Annotated in this window: 15 protein-coding genes; 10 read left to right on the forward strand and 5 right to left on the reverse strand. The window is 44.7% G+C overall.

Annotated elements, in window-relative coordinates:
• Positions 1–110 precede the first annotated feature (110 nt).
• The gene (locus H6F44_RS18590) at positions 111–2,594 is read right to left on the reverse strand and encodes a dynamin family protein (protein WP_190352523.1); all 2,484 of its coding nucleotides are present in this window, start codon (positions 2,592–2,594) and stop codon (positions 111–113) included.
• A gap of 102 nt (positions 2,595–2,696) precedes the next feature.
• Here H6F44_RS18590 and H6F44_RS18595 point away from each other — a divergent pair, with 102 nt between their 5' ends.
• The gene (locus H6F44_RS18595; protein ID WP_242016648.1) at positions 2,697–4,793 is read left to right on the forward strand and encodes a DUF3769 domain-containing protein; all 2,097 of its coding nucleotides are present in this window, start codon (positions 2,697–2,699) and stop codon (positions 4,791–4,793) included.
• Positions 4,794–4,856: 63 nt separating this feature from the next.
• Entirely contained in the window at positions 4,857–6,902 is a 2,046-nt protein-coding gene (locus tag H6F44_RS18600) for a thioredoxin domain-containing protein (protein WP_190352524.1), read from the forward strand.
• A 412-nt stretch (positions 6,903–7,314) separates the two neighbouring features.
• Here the strand turns inward: H6F44_RS18600 and prmC are convergent, their stop codons facing one another.
• The gene (gene prmC, locus H6F44_RS18605) at positions 7,315–8,196 is read right to left on the reverse strand and encodes a peptide chain release factor N(5)-glutamine methyltransferase (protein WP_190352525.1); all 882 of its coding nucleotides are present in this window, start codon (positions 8,194–8,196) and stop codon (positions 7,315–7,317) included.
• 263 nt (positions 8,197–8,459) lie between these two features.
• Here prmC and H6F44_RS18610 point away from each other — a divergent pair, with 263 nt between their 5' ends.
• The 4 genes from H6F44_RS18610 to H6F44_RS18625 all read left to right on the forward strand — a co-directional run bounded on the left by H6F44_RS18610 (position 8,460) and on the right by H6F44_RS18625 (position 14,277).
• Positions 8,460–10,196: a serine/threonine-protein kinase gene (locus tag H6F44_RS18610; protein ID WP_190352526.1), complete on the forward strand. Its 1,737-nt coding sequence runs from the start codon at positions 8,460–8,462 to the stop codon at positions 10,194–10,196.
• A 22-nt stretch (positions 10,197–10,218) separates the two neighbouring features.
• The gene (locus H6F44_RS18615) at positions 10,219–11,067 is read left to right on the forward strand and encodes a DUF429 domain-containing protein (protein ID WP_190352527.1); all 849 of its coding nucleotides are present in this window, start codon (positions 10,219–10,221) and stop codon (positions 11,065–11,067) included.
• A 236-nt stretch (positions 11,068–11,303) separates the two neighbouring features.
• On the forward strand, positions 11,304–12,812 hold the full coding sequence (locus H6F44_RS18620) for a hypothetical protein (RefSeq protein WP_190352528.1): 1,509 nt from the start codon (positions 11,304–11,306) through the stop codon (positions 12,810–12,812).
• Positions 12,813–12,942: 130 nt separating this feature from the next.
• Positions 12,943–14,277: a dihydrolipoamide acetyltransferase family protein gene (locus H6F44_RS18625; protein WP_190352529.1), complete on the forward strand. Its 1,335-nt coding sequence runs from the start codon at positions 12,943–12,945 to the stop codon at positions 14,275–14,277.
• Positions 14,278–14,601: 324 nt separating this feature from the next.
• Here the strand turns inward: H6F44_RS18625 and H6F44_RS18630 are convergent, their stop codons facing one another.
• From H6F44_RS18630 to H6F44_RS18640, 3 genes are all read right to left on the reverse strand, one after another.
• Positions 14,602–17,340 (reverse strand): class I SAM-dependent DNA methyltransferase, encoded by a 2,739-nt coding sequence (locus H6F44_RS18630; protein ID WP_190352530.1) that lies wholly within the window; start codon positions 17,338–17,340, stop codon positions 14,602–14,604.
• A 131-nt stretch (positions 17,341–17,471) separates the two neighbouring features.
• The gene (gene mazF / locus H6F44_RS18635; RefSeq protein WP_190352531.1) at positions 17,472–17,807 is read right to left on the reverse strand and encodes an endoribonuclease MazF; all 336 of its coding nucleotides are present in this window, start codon (positions 17,805–17,807) and stop codon (positions 17,472–17,474) included.
• Positions 17,801–18,043 carry an AbrB/MazE/SpoVT family DNA-binding domain-containing protein gene (locus tag H6F44_RS18640; RefSeq protein ID WP_190352532.1) on the reverse strand — a complete coding sequence of 81 codons (243 nt, stop codon included), beginning with the start codon at positions 18,041–18,043 and terminating at the stop codon, positions 17,801–17,803. The genes mazF and H6F44_RS18640 overlap by 7 nt, the downstream gene beginning before the upstream one ends.
• Positions 18,044–18,303: 260 nt before the next feature.
• On the opposite strand from H6F44_RS18640, the gene H6F44_RS18645 reads away from it, so the two are divergent.
• From H6F44_RS18645 to H6F44_RS18660, 4 genes are read left to right on the forward strand one after another with little or no spacing between them, the layout of a single operon-like run.
• Positions 18,304–18,549 carry a hypothetical protein gene (locus tag H6F44_RS18645; protein WP_190352533.1) on the forward strand — a complete coding sequence of 82 codons (246 nt, stop codon included), beginning with the start codon at positions 18,304–18,306 and terminating at the stop codon, positions 18,547–18,549.
• Between the two features lie 41 nt (positions 18,550–18,590).
• Complete coding sequence (locus H6F44_RS18650; RefSeq protein ID WP_190352534.1) at positions 18,591–18,854, forward strand: hypothetical protein; 264 nt, start codon at positions 18,591–18,593, stop codon at positions 18,852–18,854.
• Positions 18,835–19,098: a Txe/YoeB family addiction module toxin gene (locus H6F44_RS18655; RefSeq protein WP_190352535.1), complete on the forward strand. Its 264-nt coding sequence runs from the start codon at positions 18,835–18,837 to the stop codon at positions 19,096–19,098. Before H6F44_RS18650 ends, H6F44_RS18655 begins: the two co-directional genes overlap by 20 nt.
• Complete coding sequence (locus H6F44_RS18660) at positions 19,073–19,252, forward strand: hypothetical protein (protein ID WP_190352537.1); 180 nt, start codon at positions 19,073–19,075, stop codon at positions 19,250–19,252. Before H6F44_RS18655 ends, H6F44_RS18660 begins: the two co-directional genes overlap by 26 nt.
• The last annotated feature ends 269 nt before the right edge of the window (positions 19,253–19,521 follow it).

Here is a 19,521-nt window from a genome sequence, read left to right on the forward strand (position 1 = left end):
AAAATTCTTGTCCCACCAGTTCATCATTTTTTCTTGCCTGCTTTTGTTTGCTTTTTACTACTTTAACCCCATCTGTACCCTTTACCTGAAAGCCCATTCTGGTCCACCTTTTAAAGATGCCGTGAAAAGTAAGTTACTTCATCAACGATAAAAGAATCAGCATCGATCGCATCAACAATAACGGTTGTGGTGATCAAGTCAGCATCGCTGATGATGGGCAGACGTTTTCTGGTGAGATTCATCATTTCTAGACATTGGTTAATGCCAGAAATAGCCTCATTGTAAGTGGCGATGCTCTGCTCAACTTCAAGTTGCAAACTGCGATTTTGGTCGAGCTTAATCTGTGCCTCTTTTTGCAAGGTTTGCGCTAGATAATCACGGGCATTGTCGTACTGTTGCAAAATGTCATCGGACTGCTTCTCAACACTTTCTAGCAGGTGGGTACTCAAGGTTTGGTTGATCGTTTGGCGGAAGGTGCGGATAATTGTCTCCTTGACCTTTAGCTCAAAATCGAGCTTGAGCAGTTGCCGAATGGAAGGCTCAGCATCAATCATGCTTTGGTAGTCATAGCCACGACAGGCTTGTTGTAAAGTTTGGCGTAACTGATAAATGGAGTTAGTTCCCTCAGTGTAAAATTCTGGACGTTCGCGCACATAGCGATCGCATTCTGTTTTCGCTTCATTTACCAAGGCATCAGAGGCAGTCACTTTTAATTTGGCCAAACGCACCTCAACACCGCCATCATTGCCCAACAAGCGATATAGCTCGCGGTAATAGTCAGTCTTTTTGATCGATTCGATCAAACCTTGGAAGAAATTGGCAACGATTTTTTGAGAATGTTCAACCAATACATCCTCTAGCTCATTGGCGAGGTAATAGAATCCTTCTGCTAAAATACCCATCACAGGCACTACAGAATTGCGGCGGTGGCTGGCTTGGGCGCGTTGATGCACCTCGGCAACGGAGAAATAGCCAATCAATTCATCTAGACGGCGTACCATCCCTTCTTTGAGTTTGCGATAGTCCGCTTCTAAACCGTGATTTTTATCGCTGGCGATCGCCACGTTTAGCTCATGGGCAATATGTTCCCGCAGGCGATCGCCAATTTGTTTGAGATCCTGCCCCAACTTTTGCAATTCCTGCAATTTAATCGCTTCAATATCGCGGGGTTGGCTCTCTAGTGCTTGCCATTTGTCCAAATAGAACTGGCGCAGGGCAATACATATGGGCTGGAGATCATCGGCAAGATCGGCAAATAAAAGTGGACGTTTCTCATTGGTGAGGTAGTTGGTGATGGCATTGCGAAATTCTTCAATGCCGCTATCCTTAATCAATTGATCGATTAGCCCCGTTCCCAAATGATCCAGCAAACGCACATATTTTTCATTCTTGACGCTGGTTTTCAAAACATTGGGCGGAATCTCAAACTTGTCTGGATCGAGTTTGCCAGAAACGAGACAATAGCTGTTAAATTCATTGACAAATTGGGGCGTATCTTCTTCACCACCGATAGATTTTACGCTCTCGGCGAATATCGTGTCCAAACCAAAGCGATCGCTAAGGCTGGTATTTCTCACTTGACTGCCATAAAAACCTAGCAAACCACTGGTTTTGTAAATGCGGGAAGTGCCACGAAATTGGCTGACAATAGTTTGATTGAGCCGTTGCAGCAGTTGGCTATTCATCCATGTTTCATCGATGCGATTGAAGACATAGAAGACGCGATCGCGAATTCCCTGATTGCTCTGAATCTTTTCGCTCAATTCCGTTTCTTCCGAGGTGAGTTCTCCTGTTGATGCGGTCTTAAGTACAAAGATGACCGCCGAAGTATCGGGACTCTCAACTTTCTGAAAGGTCAAAGCCGCATCCTTTTTGACAGGCGCATCAATGCCAGGGGTATCGATGATCACATTGCCATCTTGCAATAATGGATGATTGCAATAATATTCCACCTGCTTGAGGACAGCGCTATTGGAGCCGCGTCTGGCATAGTCGGCGGCTTTTTTGAGATTGTCAAAGCCAAACTGCTCCATTGAGTAGGTGGCATTGGCAGTGGAACTAATGCGATCGCGGTTATTGATGAAGCCTTCGATTAGTAAATTCAAGGCATCGGCATCCTTAGCCCGTTTAGATTTGCTTTTACCTCCCTCCTGCTCAATCACAGCAAGGGTATTGATCTGGAGTTGCTTCAGCGATTCCATTTGATTGATATTGCTGGGCGGAACCTGTCCAATTAGCTGACAGAGTGCTTGCACCTGTTCGCGCACCTCCACTTCGCTCAAAAACTTTAAAACTACCCGCTCCTCCCCAGCCTTGGCATAGGCAATTTTGCACTCCGTCCCCGTGGCGTGTCCTTCGGCGCTATAAAGAAGTTCTCGTTCTAGCAGGGCATTGATCAACATGGATTTACCCGCACTAAAAGCACCTGCAAATACAATGTCAAAGGTGGGCGCGATCGCCTTCCTCAGTGAAGACAGCACAATACTACCGTCCTGCTGCGATCGCAAACTTGGCTCTTTTTGCAAAAGCTCTAAAATTGTTTCAACTTGAGCCGCCAGATTTTGACATTGGGGGAAATCTGTAGAAAGTGTCATGGAGTTAGATCCTATATCCAAAAAATTTGACATCCTTATAACAAATATATCACCTTGACAGGGATCAAGATGACAGGATTTTCGGTGTAAACTGAGTGATGTATGGAAGATCTACCACCACCTTTATTACAAATACTGCCCAGTCGCGCTGCCGAGGTGAGGAGCGATCGCCCCCAGACTGCGATCGCTTTGCCTATGGTCAATCAAGCGGCAAATCAGTCGGCAAATCAGGCAATAGCCCCCAAGGGCCTAGCACAAACCTCTGTGCTAGCTCCTAAACTTTCCCGTAATTTTGGCATTGTCAACAATGCAGCGCGATCGCTGGTGACATCACATTTGCAAATGGCATTAGAGCGTCTGCCCGATCCTGATGTTCAGCGTATTGCTCAAGCGGGAGCAGTTAAGCCAAATAGCTTACCCAAGCTCAAGCCCAAAGACAAACCCTTCACAATTCCGCCCCGTCCACCCGTGGGTGCTGGCAGTGAGCTACTCAAGGTCAATAGCGATCGTCAAGAATATGACCTGAATACACAGGTATTTGTGGCGGAGGGAAATGTATTGATTAATTACAAGAAGTCCTCACTCAAGGCGGATCGAGTCCAGCTAAATATTGCCACCCAAGAGGTCATTGCCGAGGGCAATGTCTTTTTCCGCAGGGGCAATCAGCAGGTGACAGGCACTAAGCTTACCTATAACTATGCTGATATTAAAGGTGAATTATTAAATGCCACGGGTGCGGTGGATCTCGGCACTTTGGTCAGCTCTGAAGTATCGCGATCGCCTTCAGAACTAGCCACCAGTTCTGTAACAATCTCAGCAACAGGCACAGGGGACAGTGCCGAAGGACAGGTGCGCCGCTTCGGGTTTATTGCGGAAAGGCTAATTATTGACGGGGACAATTGGACCGCCGAAAAATTGAGGGTGACAAATGATCCATCCAGCCCACCAGAGCTAGAAATTACCACCGATCGCGCCACCCTCACCCCCATATCACCCACCCAAAATCGCCTTGATCTGGAATCACCGAGAGTTGTCTTTGATCAGGGCTTTTCTCTGCCCTTGCCTTTAAATAGCATCACCCTTGACCGTTTTCAAAGATTTGCCCCCGCCCTTGTGGGATTTGATCGGCGCGATCGCGATGGCGTATTTTATCAACAAAGCTTTGATGTAATTACCCAGCCCAATCTCAGTCTACAAATATCACCGCAAATACTAATCCAAAGAGCATTTTCTAGTCAAAGTGGCTTTTCGGGCTTTGATATTTTAGGGGTCGTTGCCACACTCAATAGCGCCTTTGACAATGGACAGAGGCTCTCCGCTAGGGCAAGCCTTGCGGGCTTAGATTTCACCCGCATCGAATCACTGCTGCGCTTTAATGCCACTTACGATGTCCCTGTTTGGCAAAACCATACTCTATCCACGCAATATGCCTTTCGCGATCGCGTCTTTAATGGCTCCCTCGGTTTTCAAGATGTGAATAACATCTTTGGTACTACTCTCTTCTCTCCCACCTATATTCTTGGTGATTCCCAAATCTCTTTGAATTATCAATTGGCAACCCAATTAATTGGAGCCTTGAGGGATGATATTCAACCTAGTGCTGTCTCTTCCTTAATACGATTGCAGAGTGCTGCCGTACTGAGTCGCACCTTTCCGCTTTTACGCGGCGAACCTGCCCCTGCCACAAGGGAACAAGGCTTACGCTTTTCCCCAAAGGCGATCGTACCAAAACTTGATGCCTTTGTGAGTGTACAGGGCGTTAATTCTTTTTACTCTAATGGGGCAAATCAGGCAGCCCTATATGGAACTTTTGGGCTGGCGGCAGAAGTGGGTAGTTTCGCGAAGGATTTTTTTGATTACACCAGTATCGTGGTCAGCTATACCCAAGCCTTTACCAGTGGCAAATCCCCTTTCTTATTTGATCGGATCGCTGACACTCGTGCCCTTACCGCAGGATTTATGCAGCAAATTTACGGTCCTTTGCGCTTAGGCATTCAGCAAAGTTGGAGCCTCGACTCAGGCAACTTATTTGATTCTGTTTATACTTTGGAATATGCGAGACGTACTTATTCCGTAATGTTGCGTTATAACCCTAACCAAGGCTTAGGCGAATTAATGTTACGAATTAGTGATTTCAACTGGACACGCCCCCCTGCTAATGTTACCAATGTCCAAAATGGAATTGAGCAGCGTAATTGATTTAGTTCATCTGCTAACGAGACTGACAATAACTATAAATTTACCAACTATTTCCTTTTCTTTATGCCAAACCGTCTTGCCCAATCCCAAAGCCTCTACCTTCGTAAACACGCTAATAACCCGATTGATTGGTATCCTTGGGGCGATGAGGCAATTGAAAAAGCGAAAAGTGAGGACAAGCCCATCTTTCTATCCATTGGTTATTCTAGTTGCCATTGGTGTACGGTGATGGAGCATGAAGCTTTTTCCGATACGGTGATTGCGGACTATATGAATGATCGCTTTGTGGCTATTAAGGTCGATCGCGAAGAGCGTCCCGACCTCGACAGTATCTATATGCAAGCCGTGCAGATCATGGGGGAAAGCGGCGGCTGGCCCTTAAATCTATTTCTGGCTCCCGATGATTTAGTCCCTTTTTATGGCGGTACTTACTTTCCCATTGAGCCGCGTTATGGTCGCCCAGGCTTCTTGAGAGTATTGCAGTCTATTCGTGAAATTTATTATGAACGCAATCAAGATATTCAAGATTATAAAGATCAAATTGTGCGGAATTTGCATCAAGTTAACAAACTAATCCCTGTACCGATTATTAGCGACACGGTGCTGACCAATGGAATCGCTAAATGCGCTGAAGTGGTGACAAATCGTGAATTTGGCACTTGTTTTCCGATGATTCCCTATGCAAATTTTTTATTGAGGGCTAGTCGTTTTCAGCATGGGCATGATATCGATCAAGCAAAACTAATCCACAAAACCCAACAACGTGGTCTAGATCTAGCCTTGGGTGGCATTTTTGACCATGTAGCAGGGGGATGGCATCGCTATACGGTCGATCATTCTTGGACCGTGCCGCACTTTGAGAAGATGCTCTATGACAATGGGCAGATTATGGAATATTTGGCAAATTTATGGATGTCAGGGTTTCAAGAGCCAGCGATCGCCCGTGCCTGTGAGCTAACTACCACATGGTTGCAGAGGGAAATGTTAGCCGAAGAGGGCTGTTTCTACGCTTCGCAAGATGCCGATAGTGAAGGAAGGGAAGGTAAGTTTTGGGTATGGAGCTACGGGGAACTCAAAAAGATTTTTAGTGCGACGGAACTAGAGCAATTAATTCAAGAATTTACAATTACTGTGCATGGTAACTTTGAAGAGGCGAATGTGCTACAACGCAAACACAAAGGGGAACTATCGCCAGCGATGGAGGCAAGTTTGATGAAACTATTCCGTTGTCGCTATGGGGAATATTCGCGTCCCACTGATGCGTTCCCTGTGGCGCGGAGTGAAGAAGATATTCGGGAAATTGATTGGGAAGGGCGGGTTCCGCCTGTGACTGATACCAAGGCGATTACCGCTTGGAATGCGCTGATGATTTCGGGACTAGCTGCTGCCGATCGCGCCTTTCAAAAGCCCATCTATCGTCAACTGGCGGTAAATGCCATGCGGTTTATTTTGCAAAATCAATGGGTATCAGGCAACCTGCAACGAATTAACTATGGTGGTGAAGCCGCGATCGCCGCCCAATCGGAAGATTATGCTTTTTTGATCAAAGCACTTTTAGATTTGCATCAGGCGATCCCTGAACAGGCAAATGAATATCTGGAACAGGCGATCGCTGTGCAAGCAGAGTTTGATCGCCATTTTTGGGATCAACTCAATGGCGGCTATTTCAACACCGCAGGGGATTTTAGCCAACATTTACTACTACGAGAGCGCAACTATCAAGACAATGCCACGCCTTCGCCCAATGGTGTGGCGATCGCCAATCTTGTCCGTCTTGCCAGCCTCACCACTAAACTCGAATATCTAGATCGCGCTGAACAGGGACTAAAACGCTTCGGCTTGGTACTTGCCAATAGCCCCGTTGCCTGTCCTAGTTTGCTCACCGCCTTTGATTGGCTGCGTAACCATACCCTCGTGCGGATATTGCCGAGTCATTATCCACAGTTCAGCCATCACTATTACCCATCAACAATGTTCAAACTAGAGCAACAACTAGCTACTCCTGAAGCGATCGCAATCGTTTGCCAAGGTTTTGCCTGTCTAGAGCCAGCCGCAAGTGCCGAGATGTGTGAACAACAATTACTCCGCAGTTCGCAACGGGTGATGTAGTCTTTACCGCTTTTGGGTATTGTGTCACATTTGTTGGATTAGGTGATTTCAGGAAAATGTCAAGCCCATATCAGTATTTTTTATAACCTCTGCGTTATTATTTCTTCTCCAACAAATGGGAAACATCACCCTTCATTTTTGAGGAACAAAATGATTGATATGTAGTCATTGGTGCTGAGGTTTGTTTTTTTGGAGGGATAGAAAATGAGTAGTAACACTTTTAGACTTAAATCTAGTATTGCTTTACTTGTTTTAGGGGTAGCGATTTTAGCTAATCCTAAGCCTTCTACAAAATCCCTAGCCCATGTTTTTGCAGCTCCTTCTCTATCTAGTCTCGTTTCGACACTTTTATAGACCGTCAGGAAAGGCTATGAGCCATACTTTTGTAAAGCTCATAGCTTTTTTATGGATGTTACTTGCGATAGGCTGAGATAAAGCGATCAATGCTTGCATAGTCTGGATGGATTTTGATATTTGTATATCTGCCATCGTCTTCGAGGAGGCTTTGTACTAAATTTGCTTGTCCTGCCATCATTTCTACAATCCAAAATCCGCTAGCCATGAGATAGTCTGGCGCGATCGCCACTAATTCTCGCAGGGCATTTAGTCCATCCGTGCCACCATCAAGGGCTAAATGCGGTTCGTGATTTTTGACCTCAGGCTGTAACTTTATTATTTCATCACTAGGAATATAGGGCGGATTAGAAACAAGGCCGATCGCCTTTTGCTGTAGTCCTAGTTGCGCTGCGGGGGTAAACCAATTGCCGTGATGAAAGTGAAGGTTGGATTGTGGATAGGATTTCTGGTTTTGGGCGGCGTTGATTTTGGCGATCGCCAGTGCATCTATGCTTACATCGATCGCATGGACTTGAGCATCGGGAAACTGCTGAGCAATGGCGATCGCGATCGCCCCACTGCCAGTGCCGAGATCGAGCCAAAGCCCTTGTTGATAAATTTGCCCTTGGCAGGATGAGGCGATAATATCAACGATCAATTCGGTTTCAGGACGGGGAATGAGGACGGCGGGAGATACCTGCAATTCGAGGTTGCGCCATGTGACAGAGCCAGTGAGATATTGAACGGGGAGGCGATCGCTTAATCTTTTATGCCAAAGTTGATCGAGATTAGCGAATATTTCTGGGGTGATTTTTGCAGTTATATTTGGCGATCGGAGCCTGAGATCTAATTTATCTAAAAAGGTTACTCGGCAGATTAGCCACTCTAATTCATGCTTAGGGATGTCATTTTGCGCTGCTGCTAAAAGTTGAAGATCATACCATTCCCAAAAATTCATAAATTCAATCTCATTCGATTTGCCTTGTATTCTTTAAAAAATTGGGGGAGTGATGCAAAATAATTGCTTTAGTCATAGTATCAAGGGTGCTTAACACCAGCAACATTTATGACATTGGGTGACTACCAAAACCTGAAATCGTTACCTCACAAGGTTCTTAAATTTTTTATTGACTTGACTTAACTGGGGTTTGACTACAAAGCGCTGTAGGTATAGCGATATAATCGGCGTATTAATTTTTTACACTTTAAGGGGCGATCGCCATGCCAGCCAAAGTACTTGATGGTCGTTATAAATTGATCAAACAGATTGGTGCAGGCGGGTTTGGGCATACTTTTATTGCCCGTGATATGCGCCGCCCTGGATCGCCTCCCTGCGTGGTGAAGCAGTTAAAACCTGCCAGTGACGATCCTAATTTTATTCGCGAAGCAAGGCGTTTGTTTAATACAGAGGCAGAAACCCTTGAAAAGTTGGGCAGACACGATCAGATTCCGCAGTTGTTGGCCTATTTTGAGGAAGATCAGCAGTTTTTTTTAGTTCAGGAATTTGTGGAGGGGCGATCGCTGCATGATGAGATGAAAATGCGATCGCCAGAGCCAAGGGAGTCTAATGCAGATGACATTGAGGCATTGCAAAAGACCCTTGCTAATATTGATGAGCCGCCAAGAGATAAGCAGCTTGAAGAATTAACGGTTTTGCAAATCTTAAAAGATGTTTTGCAAGTATTGGAATTTGTCCATTCTGAGGGGGTAATCCATCGCGATATCAAGCCAGACAACCTAATCAGGCGCAAGCAGGATCAAAAAATCGTGCTAATTGACTTTGGCGCGGTCAAGGCAGTCAAGGACATGAATACAAAATTAGCGGCTGACGAAAAAGGCGAATCGCGATTTACAGTCACCATTGGCACACCTGGCTATATGCCCAGCGAGCAATGTGCGGGTCGCCCTAATTACACCAGTGACATCTATGCTTTGGGCATGGTGGCGATTAAGGCATTGACAGGTTATGCCCCAACGGATTTGCCGACAGATCCTGCAACAGGTGAGGTTGTATGGCGCGACAAGGCTAGGGTTAGTAACGGTTTAGCAATGGTTTTGACCCGCATGGTGCGCTATCACTACACACAGCGCTATCAGTCGGTGCGGGATGTGCAGCAGGGGATCAATACCTTCGCCAATTTAACTGAGGTAGAACGACAGGCGACCACTAGTAAATTAGTGAGGTCAACCTCATTGACGACTCCAGAGACTGGGCGCTCGGCAACTTCTCGCTCTGAGGGCAGCACATCACGGCGAACTGTGCCTGCTACCTCATCAAATTCTAATGCAGGAGTATTTTTGCTATTTGGTGGTTTATTGGTCACCATGGGAGTGATCGCCGCTCTGGTGCTGCCCAATCTCCGCAATAAGCCGCCATCGGTGATTGTCAGGGAGCCGAATGTGCCTATTTCGCAGCCCATCGCCAACCCCATTAATGACAATACAGCGACCGCTCAACTCATTGATCAACTGATCAAGCTTGTGCCTAATCAGGGCGATGTGACGATCGCTAATAAAATCTCTGGCAAAATCACCCATTCCTATCGCTTTGAGGCAAAGGCGGGACAATTTTTAAAAGCCACGCTTGCGGGCAGTGATGCGGTGATGACGGTGTTAAGTCCCCAGAATATTGGCTTGCCTAATTCGGTAAATGTGACGGGTACGGAGCTATTGATTGCCAATGATGGCGTTTATACAGTGGTGTTGCGATCGCGATCGGGACAGGGTGATGCCGCATATCAGTTGCAGTTAGGTCTGAAGGACAATACGATCGCCACACCTGCCCCAACCCCTGCTGCTACGCCCAATTTACCGCCACCAAATGCACCTATACCGACACCGCCGTTAGCTAATACCCCAGCACCGACCGCACCAGCCACCACTGCACCAGCCACCACTGCACCAGCCACCACCGCGCCACCGCCACCACAAATTGAAATTAAAATTAGGAATCGTTAAAACGCCAAATTTATGAAAATATATGCAGTTAATTTATGGCGTGGACTTTACAAGCGCCCCTAGCAAAACTAAACCGATTGTCTGCGCGATCGCCCAGTTACATCCGTCAAATTGTTCAATCAGCACCTTGACCATAGAGGGATTTGAGCGATTTGATGATTTAGAGATATTTATGGATTTTCTGCGGCGATCGCCTAAGTGGATCGCGGGAGTGGATTTTCCGTTAGGGCTGCCCCGCCGCTTAATTGAAAATTTGCAGTGGGGATCATGGCAAGCCTATGTGCAGAGGGTGGGGCAGATGACGAAGCAGGAATTTGTCGAAACCCTTAATCAATATCGTCAGGGTCGTGCTGTGGGCGATCGCGAACATTTGCGGGAAACCGATCGACTGAGGGGCGCAATTAGCCCCATGAAAGTCTATGGAGTGCCTGTGGGCAAAATGTTTTTTGCAGGTGCGCCAAGAATGCTAAAAGCAGGATTTAGCATCCTCCCCTGTTATCCCACGCAAGACTCGCGGATAGTGATGGAAGTGTATCCTGCACTGGTGGCGCGATCGCTGATCGATAAAAAAACTGGCAAGCAAAGCTATAAATCGGATACCCGCCAAAAACAAACTACGGCTATGTATGATTTACGCCAACAGATGATCAATGCTTGGCGCAGATCCCCAGACTATCATCCGATTCAAGCTCAATATCAATTGCAATTAGCTATTAGCGATCGCCTCTGTGATGAATGTGTTGCCGATGCGACGGGTGATACCATTGACGCGATTTTTGCCAGCATTCAAGCTGCATGGTCATGGCAACAGCCTAACTTGGGGATTCCTGAATCCTGCGATCGCCTAGAAGGATGGATTTGTGGTTTTTAACAATCGTTGGATATTGCCCTACCTGTTTACGACAAGAAGCCTAGTTTTTCAACCTGTAACTCATCTGCTGTTCTCTTCTAAAGCCGATGCTCAAAGCAACGGGGTAAACCCATTTTATCGATTAATATAAATTCTTCCCTTGGGAGTTTAGTTTATATTGATATTTAGCAGTCTCGGAGCGTTAAGTCATCTAGCGCCATTGCTAAACATTTACATTCCGCTTACCATGCCTTGCCATGAAATCAAATTCCCCAGACGCTAATATCTCTTTGTTCCAAAATATTACCAATTGGGTCAAAAACACCCCAGAACGGGCAATCAATGATGCGTTTGAAGCGGCGGTTAGCATTAAACGGCTTGAGGAAGAAAATTTTAATGGCAATAGGGTCGCCAATGATGGCACTTTTGGGCAGAGCGTATTTAGTGTATTCGAGATCCAACTCCAAAAATATTTGGAATATATCAACGCCCGCTTAAAATTTTATAAGTTTAGTGCCAAGTTAACGGATCTCCAAGCTCGACCAGATTTACCCCAAGCCAATAACGCGATCGCTAAATTAACGGTCAACCAGCAAACCAACGATCCCGTTAGCAGAGGGCAGCTATCGGCAAATCAACTGGCGGGAAATAGCCGCCGATTTTCGCTTTACCAAAAGTTAGCCTTTATTGACTACACCCTCGAACGATACAACAAGGTCAGCGATCGCACCATCGACATCACCGCCGACACATCCCGTAACTCAGCAACAGGATTGACTAGAGACAATCCTGCTGCCCAAGAAGATGAAAAATTCCAGCTATTTAAAAGCGATCGCGCCAAAAGCTATCGACAAACGCGGCAACCCGTCACCCCTATCGAAAAAAGCATTTTACCTGGATCGTTTCTCAAGGCGTTTGATCGCGTCAAACGTAATCTGAGTGACTCCTATACAGAATATGAGCGCGATATAGTCGAAGAGCTAAGGCAGTCAAGGCAACGCATCAACAAAGCCATTCGCTACATCATCCTCTTAATAATTGCTGTCCTAGCTGTCCAGATCCTTTCTAAGACGCTAATCTATAGCCCCATGATCAATAGTTTTGTCGATAACAAAACAATGGCTGTGAGATTTAGCCCAGCGATCGAAGAAAGGGCATTTGCGGAGTTACGGGCAGCCAAGGAAAAAATTGAATTTGATTTTATGATCAAGTCAATTATGCGAGAACAGTCGGAGTCTCATGGCTTAAGGGATATTACGCAGGAAAAAGTTACAGAACCACCAATTGCAGAGCAGGAAAATAAAGCGCGATCGCCTGAAGAAAGCCTAGAGGCATTGATTCGTGAAGAATCACTCACTATTTTAAGAAAATATAACGCTGAAAGCTTGAATGGGGTCAAAAATCTCTTGGCAGACATTACCGCCGCCTTTGTCTTTTATCTGTTTTTGCTATCGGGTCGCCAAGAATTGATCACGATCAAAGAATTTTTAGATGAGTTTTTGTATAGCCTCAATGACAATGCCAAAGCATTTTTAATCATTATTTCCACAGATACCTTTGTTGGTTTCCACTCTAGCGAAGGGTGGGATGCACTATTAACCCTCATATTTCAGCATTTTGGTCTGCCAGAAAATAAAATTCTTGCTCAATCATTTATTTCCACAGTTCCCGTATTTTTAGATGGTCTATTCAAATTTTGGATTTTCCAATATCTCACCCAAGCCTCACCCGCCACAGCCACAATTTATCGGGAAATGAATGAGTAAGCGATCGCCAAAACAGGTTAAGATTTATAATGGCTTTCTGGATGGCTTTTTAGGGCGCTTTTTAGGGCGTGATTGCTAGATATCCGCTATAGCTTGACCTGCAATTTAGATATTTGTTGATAGATTTCCTATGATTTACGAAATTTTTATGCCTGCGCTCAGTTCCACAATGACCGAAGGTAAAATTACCTCTTGGGTGAAAGCCCCTGGCGACAAGGTGGAGAAAGGCGAAACTGTCGTGGTCGTGGAATCTGACAAGGCAGATATGGATGTGGAGAGCTTTTACGAAGGCTACCTCAGCGTAATCATCACGCCCGCAGGTGAATCTGCACCCGTTGGCTCAGCGATCGCCTATGTTGCCGAAACCAAAGAAGAAATTGCCGAAGCCCAACAGAAAGCGGCAACAGTCCAAACAGGCGCAACTAGCCCTGAGACTCCTGCCCAACAGGATGATGATGAACCACCTTCCAAACTAATTTCATCACCGACAGCCGCCGCCACTGCCGCTATTCCTGATACTGTCATTTCTTCGCCCCGCCGCTCAGCCCCAACAGCCACGCCATCGGGTCGCCAAATTGTTTCCCCTAGAGCCAAGCGCATCGCCAAGGAAAATAGCATTGACCTCGCCAAGGTTGTGGGTACTGGTCCGAATGGTCGCGTTACTGCCGCCGATGTTGAGGCACTTTTAAGTCCTGCGCCTGTGCCTGCTCAAACTGCCAAAGTGGCGGCATCAGTATCAGCCCCTACTCCTCCTAAAGTGGCTCCCAAGGTGGCGGCTGCACCTGTGGCTCTGGGTACAGCTCAGTCCCTAACGACTTTGCAAAAGGCGGTGATCAATAATATGAATCAAAGCCTGTCAGTACCGACATTCCGTGTGGGTTACACCATTACTACCGATGCCCTCGATGCCCTTTACAAACAGGTTAAGTCTAAGGGCGTGACCATGACGGCGCTTTTAGCCAAAGCCGTTGCCGTGACTTTGCAAAAACATCCCCTCGTCAATGCCAGCCTCAGCGATCGCGGCATCGAATACAAGAGCCAGATCAATGTGGCGATCGCCGTAGCCATGGATGACGGCGGCTTGATCACCCCTGTATTGCAAAATGCCGATCAGACCGATCTATATACCCTATCCCGCAACTGGAAAGGGCTAGTCGAACGCGCCCGTGCCAAGCAATTGCAACCCGAAGAATACAACTCTGGCACATTTACAATTTCCAATTTGGGGATGTTTGGTGTCGATCGCTTTGACGCAATTCTCCCCCCTGGTACTGGGGCGATTTTGGCAGTGGGCGGCTCCCGTCCGCAGGTTGTCGCCACTAAGGATGGCGCGATCAAGGTCAGCAGCCAAATGCAGGTAAATCTCACCGCCGATCACCGTGTCATTTACGGCGCTCATGCCGCCCAGTTTTTACAGGATCTCGCTAAGTTGATTGAGACTGCTCCCCAATCATTGACGCTGTAAGCAAGTAAGCATATTCTTTTCTCACTTATCGCAGTTTGTAAGTTGTCAAAGATAGCTTGCAAACCATCAAATCCATATTTTCCTGCGGTTTTCACCTTGTCCTTGCCAAGCTGAAAACTGCCATAAGCAGCGAGTGGCGGCGCAAGGCGCTGACACTCGTTTTTGTTTTTGTGGCTTAACCAGACTGGCTAAAGCTGTATTGGGGTAAACAGTCTAAACAACTGAAGATCGCCAAAGCGGTTGTAGGACAAGAATCAGGAGAATTAATCGACTAGCAATAAAAAACCTCAAGATCGAATCTCAGACCATACTCCCAAATCGTTTTCATAGTTTTTGTCTAGCGCCAATGACGGGTAAGCCTTGTTTTTCGCGATCGCTAAGTTCTAGATTTAGCTCTAGCAATTTACTCAAAATATCGTCATCTTCGCTAAATCCGTAGGCTTGCATGACGAGTTTATCAAGCTTGGCATGGAGTTTATAAAGTTGGCTGGCAGGTTCGTGGAAGTATTCGTTATAGAGTTTGGTGATGCCCCATTGTTTGCTTTCCATTTGTTGACTGCGATATTGATGGAGTTCTTGCATGGCGGCGCGAATTTTCTCAATGGTTTGTTTTGCTTTTTTGGAAGTATTTGTATTAATCTGGGGAAATGCAAAAGTCTCAAAACAGGAATTATGTGTATAACTGATGCGATCTTCAAGGGTAGACATTTGAGCTTCCATCCAAATTCGATGTAATCTTGAAGTCAGAATTCCCAAAACATAGAAATCTTCACTAGCAACAATTCTTGTTCTGGCATTCGGCAACCACTCGCAGGAACAAGGTAGAAAGATCGCCCATTTTGAAGTTTGCGGAACTGCAAAATATTGAGAGATTGATTCCAAAGCTTGACGCATAGCGGGTCTTTTTTCGCCTAATTGCCACCAATATGTCTGATAAGTTTGACGGCGATTTAAATCTCTTTTCGGTTTTACTTTCGACTTTACCCATTGCAACGGCTGGGTATATTCACTCGCTTCTTCAATGCTCATATCATTAAAGTCAATAATCCAATTCTTTAGTCCTGCGTACAGATTTTCAACGAGATCATTACCTTCTAGAAAAGGACGGAGTACTTTATGATTATTCTTGTTTGCCTTATTCCAATCCTCTACTTGTGATGATGAAATAATAAATCCTTTCCCAATTGGTGTCACACCCGTAAAACAAAGATTTAAGTTTGCTTTTAGTCTTGCAGCTTGAGATACATCTATTTCCGCCTGTAAAGATGAATTGATTTTCAAGACAGCCTTGCCGCCAAGGATATAACGATTGGGCTGCTGCTTACTCCAATTAACAATACTGACATGAACTGCTGCTTCTCCAGACCATTCTTGTGTGGAAACTGCATCATAGATATAGCCGCTATTTTGAGAAATATAATCAAGGGAAGCAGCACGACTTTTTCCTTGACTAATGGAGTTTGTGGCTACTAATCCTGCTCGACCGTTCGCCTTTAAATTATCGTGAGCAATCCGAAACCAATAGGAGCAGAAATCAACAGAATCTTTGACATCAGAGAACTTTGTAAATACTCGATTTATATACTCATCGCCTAAACTTAAGCGGATTCTCTTCCCACCCAAAAACGGCGGATTGCCAATAATTGCATCAGCCTTAACCCAATCCGTAAACAAAGCATCCTTACAAACAATATTCTGATCCAACGTATCCAAAGGCAAAGAAGACTCAGGTAAATTCAACTTTCTCATCGCCACACCCCGCCCGATCATCAGCGTCACCTTCGCCAACTCCACCGCAAAGGAATTAATATCCATTCCAAAAAACTGCTGTGGAGTCACCAAAGACATATGACCTTGTTTTGGATCAAGCCGATACAAACGTAGCAACAAATCAAACTCCACCGATTTCAATTCTTGATAAGCCACATACAAGAAATTGCCCGAACCACAGGCAGGATCGAGAATCTTGTAACTCCTTAACTCCTGATGCAAAGCTTTTAACTCCGTTAAAGTATGCGCCGCACTAATGCGATCGCGCCAATAATCGGAGATCGTTGGTAACACAATCCGCTTAATATCCCCCTCAGAAGTGAAGTGAATCCCATGAGCATGACGCTTTTTCTTGCCCTCATCGGACTGAAAAGCACCCTCAAAAATATTTCCAAAAATCGAAGGACGCACCTTTGACCAATCCGCCCCCGCCGCCGCTTCTAAAATCTTTAACTCGCCTATTTCTAATTCAATGGGATGGATTTCCTTAAACAAACCACCATTAAAATACTGCACATCCTGATAGCGACCCGCAGGAGTTACACCCACCGTATTCATCGCCTGAAACAAGCCACCCAAAACATCAAAGGAACTTAGCTTTTGATCAATGCAATCCTTCACACATCTCGTAAACAAATTATCAGGCAACAGATCCAAATCTTCCGCAAACATCGCTAACACGCATTGCAATACAAACCGTTGCGCCTGTAACTCTGTATATTCGCGCCATTTGCGATCGCGTCCTCTCTCAAGCAAAGCACTATACAAATCCCCCAATCGCCGCGCCGCCTTCTCAGTAATGACAGTCTGATTATTCCGAAATAGTGGTGTAGTCTTGCTGCCACGCATGAAACTAAAAGCAGACTCACATCTTGGTAATTCTTCTAAATGGATAATATCAACGGGTTCATCGGACTGATTATCAAAATCGTAAATATGGAATTCGTCAAAGTTACAAAACATCACATAGCGCGGACGGTTCTCCTTTTTTAAACGCAAATAGTAACGCCCAGCCTGTTCCCAAATATTGCGATCGCTTAAGTCCACACCCCGACTTTTCATCTCAATCAAGATCCGTCCATCCCAAACCAGATCCGCAAACCCTGTTTTTCCTGACTTGCTGCTATTTTTAATCACCTCCTCATATCTTGCCCCCGCCGCTATCGCACCACCATGACCAAACGCCTGAAAAAAACTATCTAAAAAAGTTTGTGCCTCACTCTTCTCACTTCCACGAATATTCGCCTTAACAAAAGCCACAAAATCAGTCAGATTTTCAATGCGATCAGCCATAGGTAAGCTCTTAACTTTGCTAAAAATTTGCTTTGATTAGATTCTAGCAAAATATACAAAAAGTAGCGATCACTTTGCTAATTCGTGATGATAGATATAGGCGATCGCCTTGATTAATCTCAATATCAACACTAGATTAATAACGCCTCAATTTTGCCGATAACTTCATCAATAATACTTACAGAAGCCTTCTCAATAAAATCAATCTTTCTCGCTTGCCAATCTAAACTCTTAATCTGATCCGCAAGAATCACTCCCTTAGTCTGAGTATCCGTGAGTAGAACCTCAAACTTCCATCCCTTAGTTTTAGAAGTAATCGGACAAAGCAAAGCCAAATTTGACCTCTGATTATAGGCGATCGGTGAAATCACAAAAGCAGGACGATGCCCAGATTGTTCATACCCAGCTTGTGGATCAAAATCTAGCCAAACAATATCACCACGCTCAGGGATGTATAGCTTCACCATGCTTCATTACCGACAGAAACACCCGTAGAAATTTCTGCATGAAGATTATCCGAAGTCATGCCATCTAGTAATTCATCTAGAATATATTTCTTCCGCCGATGCGGGGTCAAAACAATCTTGCCATCAATAATCTCAATATTAATTTCGCTTCCTGCTTGAATTTGTACCTGTTCAGCTATAGCTTGAGGAATGCGTACAGCCAAACTATTACCCCACTTAGCGATCGCCGCAGTCATAATTAATAACCTAAATCATGTATATCTATTGTATCTACATGATGGTTGTAAAGTGTAAAAATTATCATTAAATCTGAAATTAGTCTTTAGTTTGCGATCGCCAAATCTAACCCACGCGCAAAAATCAAGAGCGATCGCTTCTCATCTCACCATCAGTAGTCATAAACTTATGATCCTTAGTGGCTTTGATGCGATCGCCATTTTCTAGCTAATATTCAAAGACATCTTGATTACCGCGATCGTGCTACTGGTTAAATAGCTTGAGATTAATAACTTCATGTTATAATCGCATCAAGCATTTAAACCGTAAAATATCAACAATAGTTGGTAAATCAATCCCCAATCCATCGGTTTTAGATAGATGTAAAGTTGAGGGAGTGGAAAATATAGGAATGTCTTGGGAAGAGCATTCGTTGTGGGCGGTTAAGCCTAGTCTTTTAGTAGAAATTGTTAATGAAAGAAAGAGAAATATTGATTCTGGAAAGCTAGTATTGCCTAATGTTTAAAAATTTATAAGCTATGCTTAAAAGGTAAGGAGGACAAATATATGACGATCAAAGAGCAGTTAATTCGTGAAATTGAGCAAGCGCCTGAATCATCGCTGATTAAGTTCATGCGGATTTGGCAGCTTGCCAAGCAATCAAGTTTTACGGCAATTAGTGCTGAAGATTGGGAACAGCATCAGGAAACTTTGTTTGTTTTACAAAATGACGATCTTATGAAACAGATATCTCGTTCTATGGCAACCCATGAGCAACGGCAGGGCTATCAGCCTAGTAAGGGAGAGATGGATGAGATACTTAGTTTTTGAGGGTAATACATGGGAGGCTTATGAGGAACTCAGACAGAAAGATAAGAACCTTCACAAAAATCTTTGTAAAATTATCAAGGAGCTACTGCGGGATGATCCTGCTAAGGGAATAGGAAAACTAGAGCCGCTAAAGCATAATCTGTCTGGCTTATGGTCAAGGCGAATTTCTCAAAAAGATCGACTCATCTATAAATTCGATGATAAGTACGTTTATATATTTGCGATTGGCGGTCATTACGATTAAAGGAATTCCAGTTAGAGGCATTCAGCGATCGCTTGAGGAGGTTGCGGCAAGTCGAGATATGTCGATAGATGCGTTGCTAAAATTTTATATTGGGCATGGGTTGCGCGAAGATAAGGCTCAGTTATTTAGCGATCGCCAAAAACACATTAATTAATTGAGCTATTGTGTAGCATGATATAATATCGAAGATTTTATTTGTTTTTCTGCCAGGGATAAAAAATTTAGTAACTCATAAAACTCAGGATAATGAAAGCTGATTTAGAAGACCTAATAATTAGCGATGAGGATATTTATACCTTATCAGGAAGGGATACTTTATACTCAGAAGTGTTGAACGATAGAAAATAATCAGAAAAAAGCGCTCCTAATTTGTTAAACTAGAAGCCATAAATTAAAAAAATAATATCTATGATGTTATCCAAC

It is taken from the genome of Pseudanabaena cinerea FACHB-1277 (genome assembly GCF_014696345.1).
Classification (GTDB): domain Bacteria; phylum Cyanobacteriota; class Cyanobacteriia; order Pseudanabaenales; family Pseudanabaenaceae; genus Pseudanabaena; species Pseudanabaena cinerea.